The following is a 20354-nucleotide window of genomic DNA, read 5'->3' as shown; positions in this document are numbered from 1 at the left end:
GCTTCCTTCGGTCCCGTTTCACCGGGGCCCTCCGGGCGCTTCCCTTCGTTCTTGCGTTTCCGACTCTATCAGACTCTTTCGTGTCCGATTCCCGGTCGAAGCGGGATAATACTTTTCCGCTTTCCAGTTCTTCGCTTTCGCGTTTCCCTTTCCGGCGAGTCCGACTCTACCAGGCCTTTTCCCTGTCCCTTGACCACACTCCCGCAGGCATGCGGAAAAACAATCAGGGTTAGAGTCAGGGATTGGAAGTCGCTGCCGGCCCCGGACTTTGAAGTCCCGATGGGGTCAGGCAGGGGTACGACAGTACAGGCCGCTGCGGGGGCGAGGCAAATCCCGTCCCGGGCGCCCCCAGGTCGGCCAACCGGTAGCTCTCGGGCGGAACCGGGACTTCATATGACTTACGCTGCTGATCTGTACGCCGTCCTCCATCAGCCACGGCGGCGACCTACGGATCCCCACCCCCTGGAGGCTCTCCATGACCAATGTGACGTCCCCTCTCGCCGGCCGCGTCATCGGGCTCACCGCGGTTCCCGACCCCGTCTTCTCCGGCGCGATGGTCGGCCCCGGTACTGCCATCGATCCGGTGCGCGAGCCCTCCGAGGCCGTCTCGCCGGTCGATGGAATCGTCGTGTCCCTTCACCCGCACGCGTTCGTCGTCGTCGATGACGAGGGGCACGGAGTGCTGACCCACCTCGGGATCGACACCGTGCAGCTCAACGGTGAGGGCTTCGAGCTTCTCGTCAACAAGGGGGACACGGTCACCCGCGGCCAGGGCATCGTGCGCTGGGACCCGGCGGGCGTGGAGGCCGCCGGCAAGTCGGCGATCTGCCCGATCGTCGCCCTGGAGGCGACCGCCGATTCCCTCTCCGAGGTACGCGAGGACGGCGACGTGAAGGTCGGCGACACGCTGTTCGGCTGGCAGTGACAGCCTCATCGCACTAGCAGGCCAGTTGGGCGACAACCGCGGTGGCACGGCCACCGCTCGACCGGAGACGGGTGAAATGGAGACAACGCTGCGAGGCGTCGGCGTGAGCCACGGTGTGGCCATCGGCGAGGTCAGGCACATGGGCACGGCGGTTCTCGAGCCCCCGGCCAAGCAGATTCCGGCAGAGGAGGCGGAGCGCGAGCAGGGGCGTGCGCGTCAGGCCGTGGAAGCCGTCGCGGCCGACCTCATCGCGCGCGGCAATCTGGCGGGGGGCGAGGCACAGCACGTGCTCGAGGCCCAGGCCATGATGGCGCAGGACCCCGAACTCATCGCCGATGTCGAGCGCCGTATCGCTGTCGGCAGCACCGCCGAGCGCGGCGTGTACGACGCGTTCGCGGCGTACAGGGCACTGCTGGCCAACGCCGGGGAGTACCTGGCGGGGCGGGTCGCCGACCTCGACGATGTGCGGAACCGGATCGTGGCGCGGCTGCTCGGTGTCCCGATGCCGGGTGTACCGGACAGCGACGAGCCGTACGTGCTGATCGCGCGTGACCTGGCTCCGGCGGACACGGCCCTGCTCGACCCGACGCTGGTCCTCGGCTTCGTCACCGAGGAGGGCGGCCCGACCAGCCACAGTGCGATTCTCGCTCGTGCGCTCGGTGTTCCGGCCGTCGTGGCCCTTCCCGGTGCGGGCGAGATCGCCGAGGGCACGGTCGTCGCCGTCGACGGCAGCACGGGTGAGATCTTCGTCGAGCCGAGCCCCGAGAAGCGCGCCGAGATGGAGAGCGCCTCCGCAGCACGCAAGGCGGCTCTGTCCGCGGTGACCGGTCCCGGTGCGACCTCCGACGGTCACAAGGTGCCGTTGCTCGCCAACGTCGGCGGTCCCGGCGACGTGCCTGCGGCGGTCGAGGCCGGCGCCGAGGGTGTGGGTCTGTTCCGGACGGAGTTCCTGTTCCTGGACGACAGCAAGCAGGCTCCCTCCGAGGAGAAGCAGATCGCGGCGTACCGGGCGGTGCTGGAGGCGTTCCCCGAGGGCCGTGTCGTCGTGCGGGTGCTGGACGCGGGAGCGGACAAGCCGCTGGAGTTCCTCACGCCGGCGGACGAGCCGAACCCCGCGTTGGGTGTGCGCGGTCTGCGCAGCCTGCTGGACCACCCGGACGTCCTGCGGACCCAGCTGACCGCGCTGGCGCGGGCGGCCGAGGGCCTGCCCGTGTATCTCGAGGTCATGGCGCCGATGGTCGCCGACCGCGCGGATGCCAAGGCGTTCGCCGACGCGTGCCGTGAGGCCGGTCTCCAGGCGAAGTTCGGGGCGATGGTGGAGATTCCGTCCGCCGCACTCCGGGCCCGGTCGATCCTGCAGGAGGTGGAATTCCTTTCGCTGGGTACCAACGACCTGGCGCAGTACACCTTCGCCGCCGACCGCCAAGTGGGCGCCGTCTCCCGGCTGCAGGACCCGTGGCAGCCGGCGCTGCTGGACCTGGTGGCCCTGTCCGCCGACGCCGCCAGGGCCGAGGGCAAGAGCTGCGGTGTCTGCGGTGAGGCCGCGTCGGACCCGCTGCTGGCCTGTGTGCTGACGGGTCTGGGCGTCACCTCTCTGTCGATGGGCGCCGCGTCCATCCCCTACGTGCGGGCGACGCTGGCGAAGCACACGCTCGCGCAGTGCGAGCGCGCCGCGTCGGCCGCGCGCGCGGCGGACTCCGCCGAAGAGGCGCGCCTCGCGGCGCAGGCGGTGCTGTCGGGCGAGTGACGTGTCGCGGCTCGCTCGTGCGGGCCGGGTCGTGAAGGGGTTCCCATCGTGGGCGGTGGGGACCCCTTCACGCGTCAGTGGTGTGCCTCGGGTTCGTCGGCGCCGAGGTCGAATCCGGCGCGGTATTCGACGCCCTGCTCGGGCGGGACCGGTTCGCCCGTGTCGGCGTCCGTGCAGTAGGCGCTGAAGACCTCCCCCTCCGTGAGCGGGAGAAGGCTGCCGCGCTGCAGACGCCAGCCGTGCACCCGGTCCGGGGCGCCGGGCGCGGTGGTGCGCAGGACGACCCCGCCCGGTGTCCGGAGGGCGACGCCGACGGCGAGCACGGTGGCGAACTCCGCTCCTTCCGAGGCGTCGAGGAGGGCAGGGCCTTCACCGTCCTGCGAGGTGCGTACGACGGCGAGGAGCTGTTCCGACTGCGCCGGCGTGCTGCACACGATGTGGTGGGTGCCCGGGCCGGCGGTGTCCATGAGCCGCATCAGGAGGTGCGACGCCCGGTCGAAGGCGGCTCTGCCGATGTCCTGCCCGCAGTCGGCACAGTCGCCGAGGCCGGCCAGCAGCATCGTGGCGTACTCCCAGGTCGCCCGGCGGGCGGCTCGTGAGACCAGGACGGGGATCAGGGTGTCGATGTGCTGGCCGGTGTACTCCACGGTGGGGCCGGAGGCGGCGATCTCGGCGGTGAAGCGGCTGCGGCTGGCGTGCGCGTCGGGGTCGATGCCGGATTCGGCGCAGAAAGCGGCGTAGTCCTCGGGGTCGAAGAGGGCGACGGTGGTGTGCTTGCCCTGTGCCGCGAGTGAACGCAGGAGTCCTTCGATCTGCCGCAGGTAGACGTCGTGGTCGTCGAAGGTGAAGCTCCGGTAGCGACGCATCGCCGCGAAGTCCTCGGGGTCGACCAGGAGGCCGACCGTACTGGGTGCTTCGCGGCGGAGCGCTCGTCGCATGGACGTGTCGGAGCGTTGCCGGATGCGCTTGAACTGCTCGGTGTGCGTCATGAGTCCCCCTGTGCACGGTAGTCGATGCTCACTCAGCGTAACCAGGGGGACTGACAGCGGTCCGTGCCGCGGCGGGCTCAGCGGCGTTCGCGGGCGAGCTCCTCGTAGAAGTGGAGCAGTTCGAGGTTGTCGACGGAGCCCGGGTTGACCGCCTTGGACAGGGCGGTGCCCTGGAGCAGTCGCTTGACCGGGACCTCGATGCGCTTGCCGGTGAGGGTGTGCGGGATGCCGGGTACTTCGATGACCTCGTCCGGTACATGGCGCGGGGACAGGTTCTCGCGGATGGTGCGCTTGATGCTGTCGCGGAGTTCGTCGTCGAGCGTGGCGCCGGCGGTGAGGTGCACGAAGAGGGGCATCCAGTAGCCGCCGTCCGGTTCCTCGATGCCGATGACGAGCGATTCCCGGATCTCGGGGAGCCGTTCGACCGCCTCGTAGATGTCGGCGGAACCCATGCGCACACCCTGCCTGTTGAGGGTGGAGTCCGAGCGGCCGTGGATGACGACCGAGCCCCGGTCGGTGAGGGTGATCCAGTCGCCGTGGCGCCAGACTCCGGGGTACATGTCGAAGTAGCTGTCGTGGTAGCGGCTGCCGTCGGGGTCGTTCCAGAATCGGACCGGCATGGAGGGCATGGGTGCGGTGACGACGAGTTCGCCGACCTCGTCCGTCAGCGGTTCCCCGGCGGGGTTCCAGGACTGGAGGTCGGTGCCGAGGCAGGGTGCCTGCAGTTCGCCGATGTGGACGGGCAGGGTGGGCACCGCGCCCGCGAAGCAGCTGCAGACGTCGGTCCCGCCGCTGACCGAGGCGATCCACAGGTCCTCGGCGACCTCGTCGTGGAGCCAGCGGAAGCCGTCGGGCGGCAGCGGGGAGCCCGTGGTGGCGACGCACTGGACGCGGCTGAGGTCATGGTCGCGGCCAGGGTGGATGCCGGCCTTGCGGCAGGCCATGACATAGGCGGCGGAGGTACCGAAGAGGGTCGCGCCCGTCTGCTCGGCGATGCGCCACTGGGCGCCGACGTCCGGGAAGCCCGGGCTGCCGTCGTAGAGCACGACGGTGGTGCCGGTGAGCAGGCCGGAGATGAGGAAGTTCCACATCATCCACCCGGTGGAGGTGTACCAGAAGAAGCGGTCGTCGGGGCCGAGGTCGCAGTGCAGGCCGATCTGCTTGAAGTGTTCGAGCAGGATGCCGCCCTGGGACTGGACGATCGCCTTCGGCAGTCCGGTGGTGCCCGACGAGTAGAGGACCCAGAGCGGGTGCTCGAAGGGGACCTGCTCGTAGGAGGGTTCGGTGGCGGCGGCGGTGAGCGCCGACCATTCGAGGGTGCCCTCGGGTGCGGGTGTGCCGAGCAGCGGGATGTGGACGACGGCGCGCAGGGTGGGCAGTTCGTCCCGCAGTTCGGCGACGGTGGTGGTGCGGTCGTGTTCCTTGCCGCCGTAGCGGTAGCCGTCGACGGTGAACAGGACGACGGGTTCGACCTGCTGGAAGCGGTCCAGGACGCTGCGGGCGCCGAAGTCGGGGGCGCACGAGGTCCAGACGCCGCCGACGGCGGCGGTGGCGAGGAACGCGACGACGGCCTGGGGGATGTTGGGCAGGTATCCGCTGACACGGTCACCGGGGCGGACCCCGAGGGCGCGCAGTTCTGCCGCGAGCGAGCCCACCTGGCGCCGGAGTTCGTGCCAGCTGACGGACACCTGGGTGTGGGTCTCGTCGACGTACAGCAGCGCGGGGGCGTCGGCGCGGAGCGGGTCGTCGGCGGTGCGCAGGGCGTGCTCGGCGTAGTTGAGGGTGGCGCCGGGGAACCACCGCGCGCCGGGCATGGTGCGGTCTCCGAGGACGGTTTCGAAGGGGGTGGAGAAGCGTACGTCGAACCAGTCGGCGACGGCCGCCCAGAACGTGTCGAGCTCATCGACCGACCAGCGGTGCAGGGCCGCGTAACCGCCGTCGGCGGGAGCGCCGTGGTGTTCGGCCGCCCAGCGCTGGAAGCGGGTGACGGCGGCGGCCTCGACGCGCTCGGGCCCGGGCTGCCAGAGGGGGGCGTCGCCGGCTGCTGAGGTCATGGAGGCTCCCTGGAATTTCGGGGTGTACGCGGGGTGTGCGTGCGTCGCGCGCACGGGCTGGGGTGTGCGCGTGAACGGCACTGATGGACGATGCCATGTGATCGTGTCGCGCACCAGGGCCAACCGGCCATGGTTGCGTGTCCGGGTGTGTGGTGGGGCCACAGGTGAACGGAAGCTGAACGGAGCACTCTCAGGTCCCGGCGGATGGCAGGGTGACCCGCATGGATGGTCGTGACCTGGTGCGCTCGGTGAAAATGGTCGGTTCTGTGCAGGGGATGCGCACGGTGCGCTCGGCGTGGCGCCGTCGGCGCGCGGACGCGCGGGCGCTGGCACCGCGCGGTGCGGAGCGGGCCCGCGTGCCCGGCCTCCTGGTCAGTGCGGAGCCGGGGCCGGGCGGTGGCGTGGTGCGGTTCGCGCGCTCGGAACTGCGGGTGCGGGTGGCGGTGGGCGGTGCGGTGTTCTGGTCGTGGGACGGGGCGGGGCCGCTGCCGTCGTACGCCCTGCCGGGGGACGCGCCGGAGCCGGACGGGCGGGCGCGGCTGGAGCCGGACAAGGACGGCGGCTGGCAGGTGGTGTCGGAGCGGCTGACCGTCGCCGTGTCGCGGCACGGTGCGGTGGAACTGCGGACGCCCGGCGGTGTGGTGCTTCGCCGTGACCTGCCGCCGCGGTGGTGGGAGCCGGTGGCGGGGGGCCCGGCCCGGTGGGTGCAGAAGTCGGAGGTGCCCGCCGACGCGTGCTTCTTCGGACTGGGCGGGCGGGCCGGCGGTCCGAGACTGCGGGAGGGCACGTACCGCTTGTGGAACACCGATCCCGGAGGCCGTTTCGGTCCCGGGGACGATCCGCTGTACCTCACGATGCCGGTGCAGTTGGTGGTCTCCGACGCGGGGACGCATCTGGCCTTCCACGACAACTCCTGGTCGGGCCGGGTGACGCTCCGGGAGGGCGGGGAGGGCGCGGGCTCCGGGCACGACCGGCCGGGTGCGTGCGAGGTGCGGATGGAGGGCGGTCCGCTGCGCTGCTGGGTGGTCGTGGGAACGCCCGCGAAGGTGCTGCGGGGCTGGACGGCGCTGACGGGTGCGCCGGCGCTGCCGCCGTCGTGGGCACTGGGGCCGCAGCACGCGCGGTGGGGGTTCGGCAGCGAACAGGAGGTGCGGCGGATCGTCGCCGGGTACCGGGAACGGGGCCTGCCGCTCTCGGTGCTGCACCTGGACATCGACCACTACGACGGGCACCGGGTGTTCACCGTCGACCGGGAGCGGTTCCCGGGGCTGCCGACCCTGGCGAAGGAACTGCGGGAGGACGGTGTCCGCCTGGTGTCGATCGTCGATCCGGCCGTGCGGGCGTCCCCGGACGACGCCGTGTTCGTCAGCGGCGGTGAGGTCGGCGGGCAGGGCGCGTTCGTGCGTGATCCGTCGGGCCGTCCGGTGATCGGCGAGGTGTGGCCGGGTGAGTGCGTGTACCCGGACTTCACCGATCCGCAGGTGCGGGAGTGGTGGGGCGGGCTGTACGAGGAGCGGCTGGGGCAGGGTTTCTCCGGGGTGTGGCACGACATGAACGAGCCGGTGTCCTTCTCGGCCTTCGGGGATCCGTCGCTGCCGCGTTCGGCACGGCACGCGCTGGAGGGGCGGGGCGGGGACCACCGCGAGGCGCACAACGTGTACGCCCTGACGATGGCCAGGGCCGGCTACGAGGGGCTGCGCCGGCTGCGGCCCGATGAACGGCCGTTCCTGTTCTCGCGTTCGGGCTGGGCGGGGATGCAGCGGTACGGCGGTACGTGGTCCGGTGACGTGGCCACGGGGTGGCCGGGCCTGCGGGCGTCTCTGGCGCTGGTGCTGGGGCTGGGCCTGTGCGGGGTCCCGTACTCGGGGCCCGACGTCGGCGGCTTCGACGGGTCGCCGTCGCCGGAGCTCTATCTGCGGTGGTTCCAGCTGGGGGCGTACATGCCGCTGTTCCGCACGCACGCGGCGATCGGCGCGGGGCGGCGGGAGCCGTGGGAGTTCGGGCCGGAGGTGCTGACCCACGCCAAGGGGGTCCTGGAGGAGCGGGAGCGGCTGCACCCGTACTTCGTGACGCTCGCGCACACGGCACGCCTGACGGGCGCTCCGTATGTGCGGCCCCTGTGGTGGAGCTCTTCCGGGGACCGGGCGCTGCGGGCGTGCGAGGACGCGTTCCTGCTGGGCGACGCGCTGCTCGTGGCGCCGGTGTTCGAGGAGGGCGCGGTCCGCCGGGCGGTCCGGCTGCCGAGGGGCCGGTGGTACGACACGGCGACGGGGCGGGCGTACGAGGGGCCGGGCCAGGTGGTGCTGGACGCGCCGCTGTCGCGCGTCCCGGTGCTGGCGCGGGCGGGCGCGGTGATGCCGGTGCGGGGTGGGGGCGGGGGCCTGGAGCTCGAGGTGTGGGCGCCGCCCCCGGGGCGCACCGGCCGGGGGGTGGTCGTGCGGGACGCGGGTGACGGGTGGGAGCGGGCCGAGGTGGAGCGGTACACGTCGCGTCTGGCGGGCGGGCGTGTGGTCGTGGAGCGGGACGGCGGGGAGGGGTCGGTGCCGTATCCGGTCCGGGTGCGCGGTCTGCCGGACGCCGCCCGGCGGTAGGGGGGCGCTCGGCGGGACGGGCTATCGGTAACGGCCTGCGAACCAGGAGCGCACGGCCTCGGTGTGCAGCGGGAAGGCGAGTTCGTCCGGTGCGTGGAGCACGTGGTGTCCGGTGGTCTCATCGGTCGGCCGGGAGGGCGGGAGTTCTTCGGCCGGGCGGGCCGGGAGCAGCCCGAAGAGGAGCAGGTGGCCGTCCGGCGAGCTGAGGGCGTCGGCGAGGCGTACGTCCGCCTCGTCGGCCGCGATGCCGGTCTCCTCGCGGAGTTCGCGCACGACGGCGTGGCGCCAGTCCTCGGTCCGGTCGATGAAGCCGCCGGGGAGCGCGATGCCGCCCACGTGCGGGGGGATGGTGCGGGTGATGACGACGAGGCCGGTGCCGTGCGGAGCGGTGACCGGCAGGAGCGCGACGGCGACGGGGAGCGGATTGCGGTAGGCGGTGCGGCCGCAGGCCGTGCAGGTGCGGGGCCAGGTGTCCGCGGGGTACAGGGCTCCGCAGACGCCGCAGTGTGGGTCCTTCACGGGCGGACTGTATCCGATCACCCTTCTCCTGCGGCCCCGAAGCTGATAGACGGTGTGCCCATGACAGGAATCGCTCGTGTTCTCCGTGCCCTGACCGCCGCCGGCTCCGCCCTGCTCGCCGTGGCGGCCGCCGCACCCGTCGCGTCGGCCTCACCCGAGCCCAGGGCTCCTCGGGAGTTCGTCGACCTCCGCTCCGTCGATCCGACGATCATCACGGAGATGCGCTACACCACCGCGCACAACTTCATGGGCGAGCCGGTGGACGGCTACCGCCAGGCCGTCTGCATCCTCACCCGCCCCGCGGCCCGTGCCCTTCGGACCGCCCAGCGGAGCCTGCTGCGCAAGGGCTACTCGCTCAAGGTCTACGACTGCTACCGGCCGCAGCGGGCCGTGGACCACTTCGTGCGCTGGGCGAAGGACCTCGACGACCAGGGGATGAAGGGCGAGTTCTACCCGCTGGTCGACAAGACGCGCCTGTTCGAGGACGGTTACATCGCGGAGAAGTCCGGTCACAGCCGGGGCAGCACGGTCGACCTCACGCTCGTGAAGCTGCCGGCGCTGCCGACCCGGCCGTACGAGCCGGGCGAGGACCTGACTCCCTGCTACGGCCCGAAGGACGAGCGCTTCCCGGACAACTCGGTGGACATGGGTACGGGCTACGACTGCTTCGACACCCTGTCGCACACGGACGATCCTCGCGTCCAGGGGGCCCAGCGCGCGAACCGGCAGTTCCTGCGGAGCACGCTCACCGGCCTGGGCTTCGTGAACCTGGCCGAGGAGTGGTGGCACTTCACCTACAAGCCCGAACTCTTCCCCGACACCTATTTCGACTTCCCGGTGGCCAGGCGCTCCGTCGCAGGCCGCTGACGGCCGCCCCGCGTGAGGAACGGGCGACCGGGACCACCCCCGTGGGCTCCGGCCGCCCGTTCTTGTTGACGGACGCGGAACTGCCGTATCCGGTTGCCGCCTGAGCCGTTACGGTGCCTTCATGTCTCAGCAGACGTTCGGTTCGTATGAAGAGTTCTGGCCCTACTACGTCGCCATGCACTCCAGGGCGGCGACCCGGTGGGTCCATCTGACCGGGACGCTGACCGGCCTGGCGATCACCGCCTACGGTCTGGCCCGGGGCCGGAAGCGCTACGCCGTGGCGCTGCCGCTGATCGGGTACGGCACGGCGTGGCCGGCGCACTTCCTCATCGAGAAGAACAATCCGGCGACCTTCGGGCACCCGGCGTGGTCGCTCCGGGGCGATGCGCAGATGATCGGGATGATGCTGGCGGGCCGTGACGCGGAACTGGCGGAGACCGCCTCCAAGTGGCTCGCCGAGCACGCCTGACGACCGCCGGGTGCTGGGGGTTGACGGTGCGTCACCCCGGGTGAAGACTCCTCCCACGCCCGCTGCGGGGCCGCACCGCACGCGCGGCCCGTACCCCGGTCGGCGGGGGTGCGGGCCGCGTTCCGCGCGGTCGCCCGGTGTCACGTGCCGGCGGGTTCCCGGAGCTGGTCGGCGCGGGCCAGGGCGTGCTCGACGACGGCGACCAGTACGTCGCGTACGGAGGACCGGTCGCGTGCGTCGCAGAGCAGCACGGGCACCCCGGGGTCGAGGTCCAGCGCCGCCCGCACGGTCTCGGTGGGGAACTGCCCGGCGCCCTCGAAGAGGTTGACGGCCACCGTGAACGGGATGTCGCGGCGCTCGAAGTAGTCGACCGCGGCGAAGCAGTCCTCCAGCCTGCGGGTGTCCGCGAGGACGACCGCGCCCAGGGCTCCCTGGGCCAGTTCGTCCCACAGGAACCAGAAGCGGTCCTGCCCGGGCGTGCCGAAGAGGTAGAGGACAAGGTCCTCCCGCAGGGTGATGCGGCCGAAGTCCATGGCCACCGTGGTGGTGTTCTTGCTCTCGACCCCGGAGACGTCGTCGACGGGCCTGCCCGCCTCGCTCAGCCGCTCCTCCGTGCGCAGGGGTCTGATCTCGCTGACCGCCCCCACGAGGGTCGTCTTGCCCACTCCGAAGCCGCCCGCGACCAGTATTTTCAGGGTGACGGGCTCGACGGGCCGCTTTGCGCGGCTAGAGCGCCCGAAGGCCATTGATCACCTCGCGGAGAATGTTCACGTCCGGCAGCTCGGCCGGTGGAACGGGACGGGTGACGTGCACCAGTTCGTCCTCGACGAGATCACCGACCAGGACCCGGACCACCCCGACGGGGAGGTCGAGACCGGAGGCGAGCTCGGCGATGGACTGGGGCATGTCGCTGCACAGTTCGACGATCTCCACGTGCTCCGGGGAGAGCGTCTGGTCCCGGCCGGGATCGTCGGCCGCCGGTTCGGGGACGACGATCGCGATGAGGTCGAGACGGTGACGGGTGGCGCTGCTGGTACGTCCCCGGGTCATCGCGTAGGGCCGGACCACCGGCCCCGCGTCGGCGTCGTACCAGCGCGAGTCGTCCGCTCCGGCGTGTGCGGACGGTCTTCCGGACGCGGCGTCCCGGACGGAGTCGGCGCTCATGCCCTGCCCTCACCCTCCGGCGGGCATACCGGTGGTCCGGGGGGCGTTGGCCAGGTGGGCGCCCACGCGCTTGACCATGAGGGTCATCTCGTACGCGACCTGGCCCACGTCGGAGTCCGCGTCGGCCAGGACGGCGAGACAGCTGCCGTCGCCGGCGGCCGTGACGAAGAGGAAGGCCTCGTCGAGTTCGACGACGGTCTGCCGCACCCGGCCCGCCTCGAAGTGCCGGCCGACCCCCTTGGCGAGGCTGTGGAACCCGGAGGCGACGGCCGCCAGATGCTCGCTGTCCTCTCGGGTGAGGTCCAGCGACGTGCCGGTGGCGAGACCGTCGCTGGAGAGGACCAGCGCCTTGCGGATGCTCGCGACGCGCTCGACGAGCTCGTCGAGGAGCCAGTTGAGCTCGCCGGAGCCCTGGCGTGCGGCGTTGTGTGCTGCGGCGTTCGGTGCGGTCATCGACCGTCCCCTCCCGGAGTGGTTCCTGGTGCTGTCTCGCCGTGGCCGGCCACGTCCTCGGCGTTCTGCCGACGGCCGCGCTGCCAGCCGCGTTGAAGCGAAGCCATGCGATTGCGTACGTCGTCCGCGTCACGATCGAGGTCGTCGTCGGTCTCGGCGGGGACGGTGCCGGGGGCCCGCGCTGCGGAGTCCTCCCGGAGCTGTGGGGCGAGGCTGGCCTGCCGGATCCTTCGCGGGAGCCCGCCCACGGTGTCCGGCGCGACCGGCCGCGGGGCGGTCCCAGGGCGTTCCCGGGTCCCTGTGTCCGCGGGGGCACCTGCACCGCCCGGGGTTCGGGGGTCCGGGGCGGCCGTGAAGGCGTCGGGGGCCGCGGGGTGGGGACGGCCGGCCTGGCCGACCCTGCGCCCCTGGTCCGCGACGAGCGTCGGCGGCTTGCGGCGGGGCAGCGGGACCGGTCCGGCGGGCCTCATCGGCCGCACGTCGGCGGAGCGTTCCTCCGTGGCGTCGGACGCCTGCTGGTGCTGTTCGCGGTCGGAGTCCCGGCGCAGGTCGCGGGCCCTGAAGATGCCGCCCCGCTCGCTCTCGGTGTCCTCCAGGTCGGACACGCCGTCCAGCACGGGACCGAGTGCCGGATCGAGGGCCCGGTCGAGGGCCGGGTCGTCGGCGAGTTCGAGTGCGCCCACCGGGCCGTCGAGTTCGATGGGACCGTCGAGGACCGAGGGGTCCGTGAGCCCCGTGGGCACGGGCGCGAGTCCGCCGGGCCTGCCGGGGATGTTCTCGTCGGCTGTCCCGTCCCTGCGGGCCTTGTCGCTGCCGGGCACGCGGGCACCGGGCCGGCCGCTGCCGAGCGCCTTCTCTGACCGGCGGTCGAGGCGGAAGCCGGTGCCGTGGGTGTCCGGGGCGTCGGTCAGCAGCGGTGACGGGATGAAGACGACGGCGGTGGTCCCCCCGTACGGCGATGTCTGGAGCGACACCCTGACGTTCTGCCGCTGCGCGAGCCGGCTGACGACGAAGAGGCCGAGCCGGTCGGTGTCGGACAGCTCGAATTCGGGTGTCTCGGCGAGCCGCAGGTTGGCGTCCAGGAGGATCTCGGGCGCCATCCCGAGCCCGCGGTCGTGGATCTCCAGCGTGAAGCCGTTGGCCACTCGTTCGCCGTGCACCTGGACCGCGGTGTGCGGGGGCGAGAACACCGTGGCGTTCTCCAGCAGTTCCGCGATGAGGTGGGTCAGGTCGGCGACGGCAGGGCCGCCCACACCGATGCGGGGCAGGCGCCTGACCTCGATCCGTTCGTAGTCCTCCACCTCGGCGACCGCCGCCCGTACGACGTCCATGAGCTGGATGGGCTTGCGCCACTGCCGGGACGGGGCCGCCCCGGACAGGATCACGAGGCCTTCCGCGTGCCGGCGCATGCGGGTGGTGAGGTGGTCGAGGCGGAAGAGGTCGGCGAGCTCGTCACCGCTCTCCGTACGCCGCTCCATGGTGTCCAGGAGCGTCAGCTGACGGTGCAGGAGCACCTGGTTGCGGCGGGCGAGGTTGACGAAGACCTCGGAGACGCCCCGGCGCATGTCCGCCTGCTTGACCGCGGCCTCGACGGCGGCCCGCTGCAGGGTGTTGAGCGCCTGGCCGACCTGGCCTATCTCGTCGCGTTCGTAGCTGAGGTGCGGAGCCTCGGTCTCGACGTCGACGTGCTCGCCGGCGGCGAGCCGCCGCATCACGCTGGGCAGCCGCACCCCGGACACCTCGTGGGCGTCCTTGCGGAGGCGGGAGAGGTCGCGGATGAGTTCGCGCCCCACCCGCACGGAGACGAAGACCGAGACGAGGAGCGCGACGAAGCCCAGGACACCGGCGACACCGGCCCGGATCAGGACGCGGTAGCCGGCGGGTTCGGCGCGGTCCTGGAAGCGGTTGGACATCTCCGTGCCGTCGTTGGCCAGGTGCTCCAGCGCCGGCGGTGCGGCCTCCTGCCAGCGTTCGACGTCGACGGCACCCGGCCTGGTGAAGGGGCCCGCGGCGATGAGTTTCTGCTCGGCGGTGCGCAGGGACTCGGAGTCGGGGCTGTTCCAGTACTGCTCCATGCGCGCACGCTCGCTCTCCGGCAGGAGTTCGAGGTTGACGTCGTACAGGAGCGTACGGCTGGCGACGAGGTCGGAGACGACGCGCAGTTCCGGGGCGCCGAGCCGGCCGGCGACGAGACCCGAGGCGACCAGTGCGTCCTCGCGGGAAAGCATCTCGCGGGCACGGGACACGCCGACCAGGGCGCGGACCTGCTTGTCCATCGAGACGTTCTCCACCTGGTGGAGACCGTTCAGGAAGCGGTAGCAGGGGTCGACGAGGCCGTTGTAGAAGTCGAGCGCCCTGGTGCGGTCGATGGTGCGCTTCTCCACCGAACCGCGCAGCGCGTCCAGCCCGTCGACCTCACCGAGGATCGACTCGAGCCGGGCCTCGGACTCGGGGCTGAGCTTGTCGCGGACGTCCTTGCTCTGGGCGCTGAGCCGGACGCCGGCCACGATCCGGTCGGTCGCCGCGCGCTGACGGCGCAGCAGGGGGAGGGCGTCCGAGGCCCGCGGGTCGGCGAGGTAGACGAGGGTCTGCCGCCGTTCGTCCTGGACGGCGCGGATGGTGTCCTCGAGGGGGTGCCCGATCTTCTCCACGATGGCACCGGCGCCCATCAGCTCGTTGGCCTCGCGCCCGGTGACGTAGGTGGCGAAGACCCACAGGCCGGTGAGGGAGGCGAGCGGCACCAGGAGCAACGCCACGATCTTCCTGCGGATGGACTTCCCGCGAAAGCGCATGGCCTCCCCCAGCTCGGCCCCGCGTGACGGGGGTGGTCGTGTCGGTGTTCCGGTTGGTGCCGTGTTCCCTGTTCTGCCGGTCGGCCCGTGCTCCTGCCGCGGTCCGCCGGGCATGCGCCGGTGTTCCGTCAACAAACGGCGCGAGCCTACTACTGACTTGTGGGTAACTCGAAGACGTGTCCGGGTGCTTTCCGGCCGAACGGGCTTGATTTACTGACCAGTTGTCCCGGTATTCCCGGCGAAGAAATTCGCGAAAGCGACAGAGAAGCCCTGGCCGGAGACGGTGCATCCGCACACGGCAGTTGGCTGGAATTCTTCGTTCCGTGACCTTTCGGCGCCGGATGGGGTGCACGACGGGAATCTTCACGTCCCGGCGTTCGTCCAGATGTACGGGGCAGAAGGACCTCACGGGGGTGCGTGCGACAGGCGAGCGGGCCTCGCCCGCGTAGAACGGGCGCCGGCCGGGCAGCCACCCCTGAGTCGGACTGCGGTGGGGAGTTGAAGGTCCTTGGACACGGAAGAGCGCCGGGGGGCAGCGCCGTCGGAACAACCCGGGGCGGCGTCCGCGGGGGCGGACGGCACGGTCCCGCGACAGCTGTGGGTGGAGGAGCCGGCGATACGGCGGAGGATGCCCGACCCTGTGCGCACGGCAGCCGTGCGCGCCGTCCTGATCATGTCGTTGACGGTCATTCTGGCCATGGTGGCCTTCCTGTGCACCCTGGCCGGATCCTGGCTCGCCTTCCCGATGGTGCTGACCGGTGTGGCGGGCACGGTGGTCGCCACCTGGTCGGTGCTGGACGTCTGGGTGACCCGGCAGGTCTGGAACCAGCGCAACGGAGTGGTCTCCCTGCCCGCCAGCACGGCCCGCCGCATGCGCAGGGAGCGCCGGGCGGCCCGGCGTGCGGCCAAGGCGCGGATACGCAGGGAGGACCGGATACGGCGGAGGGGCGACGGCCGGCTCTCCCGGGCCTGACCGGCGCCCCGGTCGCCGCTACGCCTTCCCGGCCGCTTCCGGCCGCCCCGCCGCTGTGCCGGTCGTCTCCGAGCGCATCTCCGGGACGGCCGGACCGGCGGCCGGCTGACCGCTCCGCCTGAACATGCGGGTCGCCGTGATCTCGCCGTGGACGGTCTCGCCCTCGGGGTCCTGCTGCGGCAGTCCGGGCCTGAGGTGTTCCTCCACGCTGATGTACTTCAGGCCCGCCCGCAGGTCCGCGTCGTTGCGGAGCCGGATGACGAGCGGGAACTCGGCGAGTGCCGTGGTGTCGAACAGGCCGGTCGTGTAGAGCAGCTGGACCCCCAGCGCGTCGGACACCGCGCGCTGCAGCTCCAGCAGGTACGTCGCGTTGGCGCGCCCGATGGGGTTGTCGAGGAACAGCGTGCCCGCGTGGCGGTGCCGGTCGCGCCCCCTGTCGTTGCTGCGCAGGGCCGCCATCGTGCAGTACAGCGCGATCGCGGCGGTGAGCAGCTGGCCCCCGGAGAACACGTCGCCCATCTGACCGACCGGAACACGCTCGGCGCGCAGCACCGCGTCCGGCTTGAGGATCTCCACGGCGATGCCCTTGGGCTCCAGTGCCGCCTGCACACCGCGCAGCAGGAGGGACATCCCGTCCCTGCGCAGGTCGGAGTTCTTCTTGAGGGCCGCGTGCGTGGCCTCGTCGACGACCTCTCCGAGTCGCTCGGTGAGCGTGGCCTGGTCGGGCTCCTCGAAGCGGATCCTGAGGAACTCCTGGCCGGACCACTCGCCCAGGCCCTCGGGGAGCTGGGAGAGCCGCTGGGCGGAGCGGAGCGTCGTGAGCGCGGATTCGACGAGGCCCCTGAGCCGGTCGACGATGGAGTCGCGGTTGCGCTCCAGCTGGGCCAGCTCGTCGGTGAGGACACGAAGCCTGGGCGCGAAGGCCGCCGCCCACTTCTCGGCGTGGTCGGGCAGCGCGGACGCAGGGAGTTCCCTGATCTGCTGGCGTGCGGGCGTGCGGACCTGCTCGTAGCGCGTGGAGTTGGCGTGCCGTACGAGGACGTCGCTCGCCTCGCGCACGGAACTCTCCGCCGCGGAGAGGTCGGTCGCGCAGCCGCGCAGGGAGCGGCGGGCCTCAACCGCGGCCTGCCGGGCCTCCTGGAGGGTCCCCGCGTACGGGTCGGGAGATCCGGTCTCGTCGTCCGGGCCGTGGTCCCTGAGCAGGTCGCGCAGGAGCGCCGCCGTCTCGTCGAAGCCTCCGGCCGAGTCCTCGGCGGTGCGGTGCGCGCGCAGGAGTTCGGCGTGGACACCTCGCGCGGTGTCCAGCGCCTCGGTGGCGGAGGCCAGTTCGGCCGTGGCCGTGCGCAGCAGGGTCTGGGCCTGTTCGGCGTCGGCGGGCACCAGCCCGTCGGGAAGCTCCGTGTGGCGGGACGTCTCGTCGGCGGGGGCGAGGCGCTCGGCCTCACCGCGCAGCCGGCCGAGCTGTTCGCTGGCGGTGGACGCCCGGGTCTCCAGGAGCTGTACGTGCGACTCGGCGCGGGCGGCGGCGGCCTGCCGCGAGGGCCCGTCGGCCCCGTCGGTGCCTTCGAGGAGCAGGGCCGCGCGGGTGCGGACCTTGTTGGTGAGCCGGTCGAGTTCGGCCAGGGCGGCGCTCTCGTCGCTCTCGGCCCGCGCCTGTTCGGCGCGCAGGTCGGCGCCCACGCCCACCTTCTCGTACAGCCGGGAGGCGGCGCGGTAGGCCTCACGCAGCGCGGGGAGCGAGATCCGGACGGCCGGGTCCGCGGGCTCGGGCAGGGTTTCCGGGACGCCCGCGATCTCGGCGCGCTCGGCGCGCAGGGCGCGCGCGGTGCGGTGGGCGTCGTCCGCGGCGCGCTGGGCGGCCCTGCGGTCCTCGTCGGCGGCTCGGGCCCGCTCCAGGAGTGTGGTCGCGCGGGCCTCGGACTCGGCCGCCTCGTCGGTGAGTTCACGCAGCCGTGCCTGCCAGCCGGCCCGGTCCCGGAGGCGGTGGGCGAGACCGGCGAGTGCGTCGGCGGCGCGGCGGGCCCGCTGCGCGGCTTCCTGCCGCTCGTCGCGGACGCGGGAGGCCTCGGCCGCTGCCTCGTCGGCCTCGGCGCGGACGGTGCGGGCCTCGGCGAGCGCGGCTTCCGCGGCCTCCGCCGTGGTCCGGGCGGTGTGCGCGGCCTCGCCGAGTTCGCCGAGCATGCCGGGCGGGCAGTCGGCGCGCCAGGAGCCGATGCGCGCCGCGAGGGAGCGGTCGGCTGCGAGCCGGGCCGCGAGCGTCCTGATGTCCTCGTCGCGGGCGGCGGCGCGGGCCCTGAGTGCCTGGCGCTCCTCGTCGGCGGCGTGTTCGTCATGCATCGCCGGGTTCGGCGGCACCAGGAACACGTCCTCGGCCGCGGACCCGCCGGGCGCCGGGACGGGGGCCAGGAGTGCCGCGGTCGTCCCGACGGCCACGGCCGAACGGGGCAGCAGGGCGGCGGCGGCGAGCACCTCCCGGGCGCGGGTGTGGGCGTCGGGGTCGGTGATGACGACACCGTCGACGAGTTCGGACCGTGCGGCCAGCACCGCGGCGTGGTCGGCGGGGTCGACCGCCTGCGCGAGGTAGCGCCAGCCCGGCAGCGCCGGGATGCCGTGCTCGCCGAGGTATTCGACGGTGGCGAGCACGTCCGGCCCGGGGGGCAGCAGCCCGCCGTCGCCGAGGGCGCCGAGGATGCGGGAGTCGTCGGCCGCGGCGGTACGGAGGTCGAAGAGCCTGCGCTCCGCCGCGGAGACGCCCTGGTCGAGGAGTTCCCTCAGTTCGTCGGCGCTGTTGTCGAACTCCTCGGCCGTCAGGGGCGGCACGTCGGCGCCGGTGGCCCGGTGCGCGCCGTGGGCGTTGTCGTCCGCGTCGTCCGCGTCGGCCGCGGCACCGCGGGGGCGCGGGACTCCGCCGCCGGTGACGGCCGGAAGTCCCAGGAGGTCGCCGAGGCGGGGGTCGGCGGCGATCGACTCGGCCGCCTTGCGTTCGGCCTCGTAGGACTGCTCGGCGGCCTGTGCGCCGTCGGCGGCGCGGGCCGCGGCGAGTTCGGCGCGGCTCTCCGCCGCCGCCGCCTCGCGTGCGTGGTCACCGGTGGCGCGGGCGGCCTCCCGTGCGGTGTCCCACGCGGCGACCGCGGCCTTCTCGGCGTCGTTCGCCGCGAGGGCCGCGCGTGCCGGATCGGCGTCGGGCGCGGTGTCGTCGAGCCAGCCGGCCCGCACGGCCTCGGCGGTCTCCTGTTCGACCTCGGCGAGCCGCTGGCGCAGGTGGCCGGCCTCGCTGCGGGCCCGCTGCGCCTCGGTGGCGGCGGTGGTGGCGTCCCGGTGTGCCGTCTCGCCGGTGGTCTGGAGGACCGCGGAGCGCTCCTCCTCCTCGTTGGCCACGCCCTCCCCCGCCTCGGCCGCGGTGTGCAGGGCCCGCACGAGGTCGGCGGCGGCGGTCGCGCGCGCGGCGAGGGCGGGGGCGGCGTCGCGCTCGGCCTCGCGGATGGCGACGGCCACCCGGGCGGACCGGTCCGCGGCGGCGCGGTGGCGCAGGACCGCTTCGGCGGCCTGCCAGGCCGCGTGCAGGGTGCGCGCGTCGCCCAGTTCACGGCGCTGGGCCGCCGCACTGCGCTCCGCCGCGGTCAGCGCCAGGGAGGCGTGCCGGTAGGCGAGTTCGGCCGCGATCAGATCACGGCTGCCGCGGGCCGACTCCGCCTCGGTGACGGTGTGGGCCGCCGCGGTCACCTGCTGGGACAGCTCCGCCGTGCGGCCGCGCTCCTCGGCCGCACGGCCCGAGAGCCTGCGGACGAGGGTCCGGGTGCGGCGCTCGGCTCCGGCGTGCACGTCGCGGCTGCGGGCCCTGGCCGCGGTGGCCTCGACGATGCGGCCCAGCAGGTCGACGGAACCGGCGGTGAAGTCGCGCTCGGCGGTGAGTTCGGCCCGGCGGCCGAGCTTGTTGCCGAAGCCGCTCACGAGGTCGGCGAGACCGTCCGTGTCGCGGGTGTCGGTGACCGCCCGGAGCAGCAGGTCGGTGAAGTCGGAGTCCTTCTTGACGGCGAAGAGGCCGGCCGCCTCACCCTCGTCGGCGTTCATCTCCCTCTGGTAGCGGAAGAGTTCCGGGTCGAGCCCGAGGTCGCCGAGGTGTTCGTTCCAGCGGTCGTGGATCTCTTCCCAGTGCACGTCCAGGTGCGGGTAGAACTTGCCCGCGTCCGTCAGGGCGTCACGGAAACCCTTCATGGTGCGGCGCCGGCCCCGCGCGCCGGAGACGCCTTCGGCGGGCCGCCCCACCGAGGTGGCCTCGGCGACGGGGAGGCTGTCGAGACCGAGGCCGGGCCCGGGCCGGAAGGAGTACCAGGCCTCGGCGAACTTGCGTGGGTCGTTGGACACCTGGCGCCCGCGCCATTCGCTGACCTTGCCGACGACGACGCATTCCCCGGTGAGGGTGTGCTGCCACTCCAGGGCAACGTGTCCGCAGTCGTCGGCCAGCAGGAACTTGCGCAGGACACCGGAGCTGGCGCCTCCGAGGGTGTTGCGGTGCCCCGGCAGCATCACGGAGAAGATCAGCTTGAGCAGGACGGACTTGCCTCCGCCGTTCTCCAGGAACAGCACACCGGCCGGTGCCGGGCGACGGGGCGGGCCGACGGGCTCGTCCTCGAAGAACTCCGCCTGCGCCGGAGCCGGGCTGGGCACGGGCCTGCCGACTCCGCGCAGGTCGAGCACGGTGTCGGCGTAGCGCGCGCCGGCGGGTCCGATGGAGTAGAGGCGGACCCGGGACAACTCGTACATGGCGGCGGACTCTCGTCGTTCAGGCGGTGGGCGGGGCGGCTGCGGGG

At 72.8% G+C, this 20354-nt stretch carries 14 protein-coding genes; 6 read left to right on the top strand and 8 right to left on the bottom strand.

Annotated elements, in window-relative coordinates; translation table 11 throughout:
* The first annotated feature begins 475 nt into the window (after positions 1–475).
* Both ACFYY2_RS13360 and ptsP read left to right on the top strand, forming a co-directional pair.
* Complete coding sequence (locus tag ACFYY2_RS13360) at positions 476–925, top strand: PTS glucose transporter subunit IIA (RefSeq protein WP_388741294.1); 450 nt, start codon at positions 476–478, stop codon at positions 923–925.
* Positions 926–1001: 76 nt separating this feature from the next.
* Positions 1002–2672, top strand: coding sequence for a phosphoenolpyruvate--protein phosphotransferase (gene ptsP, locus ACFYY2_RS13355; protein ID WP_388741292.1), 1671 nt, complete (start codon positions 1002–1004; stop codon positions 2670–2672).
* 74 nt (positions 2673–2746) lie between these two features.
* Here the strand turns inward: ptsP and ACFYY2_RS13350 are convergent, their stop codons facing one another.
* Complete coding sequence (locus ACFYY2_RS13350) at positions 2747–3661, bottom strand: hypothetical protein (RefSeq protein ID WP_388741290.1); 915 nt, start codon at positions 3659–3661, stop codon at positions 2747–2749.
* A 77-nt stretch (positions 3662–3738) separates the two neighbouring features.
* Positions 3739–5715 (bottom strand): acetoacetate--CoA ligase, encoded by a 1977-nt coding sequence (locus ACFYY2_RS13345; RefSeq protein ID WP_388741287.1) that lies wholly within the window; start codon positions 5713–5715, stop codon positions 3739–3741.
* A 221-nt stretch (positions 5716–5936) separates the two neighbouring features.
* On the opposite strand from ACFYY2_RS13345, the gene ACFYY2_RS13340 reads away from it, so the two are divergent.
* Entirely contained in the window at positions 5937–8306 is a 2370-nt protein-coding gene (locus ACFYY2_RS13340) for a glycoside hydrolase family 31 protein (protein ID WP_388741285.1), read from the top strand.
* A gap of 21 nt (positions 8307–8327) precedes the next feature.
* Here the strand turns inward: ACFYY2_RS13340 and ACFYY2_RS13335 are convergent, their stop codons facing one another.
* Positions 8328–8825: an NUDIX domain-containing protein gene (locus ACFYY2_RS13335; RefSeq protein WP_388741282.1), complete on the bottom strand. Its 498-nt coding sequence runs from the start codon at positions 8823–8825 to the stop codon at positions 8328–8330.
* A gap of 60 nt (positions 8826–8885) precedes the next feature.
* On the opposite strand from ACFYY2_RS13335, the gene ACFYY2_RS13330 reads away from it, so the two are divergent.
* Complete coding sequence (locus tag ACFYY2_RS13330; RefSeq protein ID WP_388741280.1) at positions 8886–9692, top strand: M15 family metallopeptidase; 807 nt, start codon at positions 8886–8888, stop codon at positions 9690–9692.
* Positions 9693–9813: 121 nt separating this feature from the next.
* A complete protein-coding gene (locus ACFYY2_RS13325; protein WP_388741277.1) occupies positions 9814–10161 on the top strand; it encodes an Mpo1-like protein in 348 nt (115 codons plus the stop codon).
* A gap of 140 nt (positions 10162–10301) precedes the next feature.
* Here ACFYY2_RS13325 and ACFYY2_RS13320 read toward each other — a convergent pair whose 3' ends face one another.
* The 4 genes from ACFYY2_RS13320 to ACFYY2_RS13305 are packed head-to-tail and all read right to left on the bottom strand — an operon-like array spanning position 10302 to position 14570.
* On the bottom strand, positions 10302–10907 hold the full coding sequence (locus ACFYY2_RS13320; RefSeq protein WP_388741275.1) for an ATP/GTP-binding protein: 606 nt from the start codon (positions 10905–10907) through the stop codon (positions 10302–10304).
* Positions 10888–11325, bottom strand: a complete 438-nt coding sequence (locus ACFYY2_RS13315; protein WP_388741273.1) for a DUF742 domain-containing protein — start codon at positions 11323–11325, stop codon at positions 10888–10890. Before ACFYY2_RS13315 ends, ACFYY2_RS13320 begins: the two co-directional genes overlap by 20 nt.
* Positions 11326–11334: 9 nt before the next feature.
* A complete protein-coding gene (locus ACFYY2_RS13310) occupies positions 11335–11778 on the bottom strand; it encodes a roadblock/LC7 domain-containing protein (RefSeq protein WP_388741270.1) in 444 nt (147 codons plus the stop codon).
* On the bottom strand, positions 11775–14570 hold the full coding sequence (locus tag ACFYY2_RS13305) for a nitrate- and nitrite sensing domain-containing protein (RefSeq protein ID WP_388741268.1): 2796 nt from the start codon (positions 14568–14570) through the stop codon (positions 11775–11777). The genes ACFYY2_RS13310 and ACFYY2_RS13305 overlap by 4 nt, the downstream gene beginning before the upstream one ends.
* Before the next feature lie 508 nt (positions 14571–15078).
* Here ACFYY2_RS13305 and ACFYY2_RS13300 point away from each other — a divergent pair.
* The gene (locus ACFYY2_RS13300) at positions 15079–15543 is read left to right on the top strand and encodes a hypothetical protein (protein WP_388741266.1); all 465 of its coding nucleotides are present in this window, start codon (positions 15079–15081) and stop codon (positions 15541–15543) included.
* A gap of 18 nt (positions 15544–15561) precedes the next feature.
* On the opposite strand, the gene ACFYY2_RS13295 is transcribed toward ACFYY2_RS13300, so the two are convergent.
* On the bottom strand, positions 15562–20307 hold the full coding sequence (locus tag ACFYY2_RS13295) for a hypothetical protein (RefSeq protein WP_388741264.1): 4746 nt from the start codon (positions 20305–20307) through the stop codon (positions 15562–15564).
* Positions 20308–20354 lie beyond the last annotated feature (47 nt).

This window comes from Streptomyces sp. NPDC001822 (genome assembly GCF_042892135.1).
Lineage (GTDB): Bacteria > Actinomycetota > Actinomycetes > Streptomycetales > Streptomycetaceae > Streptomyces.
Note: the sequence above shows the minus strand (reverse complement) of the source record. Positions and strands in the feature narration are given on the sequence as shown.

Bases quoted from the DNA above. Each gene is read 5' to 3' on its own strand.
- ACFYY2_RS13360 (WP_388741294.1), top strand. From the start codon at position 476: ATGACCAATGTGACGTCCCCTCTCGCCGGCCGCGTCATCGGGCTCACC.
- ptsP (WP_388741292.1), top strand. From the start codon at position 1,002: ATGGAGACAACGCTGCGAGGCGTCGGCGTGAGCCACGGTGTGGCCATC.
- ACFYY2_RS13350 (WP_388741290.1), bottom strand. From the start codon at position 3,661: ATGACGCACACCGAGCAGTTCAAGCGCATCCGGCAACGCTCCGACACG.
- ACFYY2_RS13345 (WP_388741287.1), bottom strand. From the start codon at position 5,715: ATGACCTCAGCAGCCGGCGACGCCCCCCTCTGGCAGCCCGGGCCCGAG.
- ACFYY2_RS13340 (WP_388741285.1), top strand. From the start codon at position 5,937: ATGGATGGTCGTGACCTGGTGCGCTCGGTGAAAATGGTCGGTTCTGTG.
- ACFYY2_RS13330 (WP_388741280.1), top strand. From the start codon at position 8,886: ATGACAGGAATCGCTCGTGTTCTCCGTGCCCTGACCGCCGCCGGCTCC.
- ACFYY2_RS13325 (WP_388741277.1), top strand. From the start codon at position 9,814: ATGTCTCAGCAGACGTTCGGTTCGTATGAAGAGTTCTGGCCCTACTAC.
- ACFYY2_RS13320 (WP_388741275.1), bottom strand. From the start codon at position 10,907: ATGGCCTTCGGGCGCTCTAGCCGCGCAAAGCGGCCCGTCGAGCCCGTC.
- ACFYY2_RS13315 (WP_388741273.1), bottom strand. From the start codon at position 11,325: ATGAGCGCCGACTCCGTCCGGGACGCCGCGTCCGGAAGACCGTCCGCA.
- ACFYY2_RS13310 (WP_388741270.1), bottom strand. From the start codon at position 11,778: ATGACCGCACCGAACGCCGCAGCACACAACGCCGCACGCCAGGGCTCC.
- ACFYY2_RS13305 (WP_388741268.1), bottom strand. From the start codon at position 14,570: ATGCGCTTTCGCGGGAAGTCCATCCGCAGGAAGATCGTGGCGTTGCTC.
- ACFYY2_RS13295 (WP_388741264.1), bottom strand. From the start codon at position 20,307: ATGTACGAGTTGTCCCGGGTCCGCCTCTACTCCATCGGACCCGCCGGC.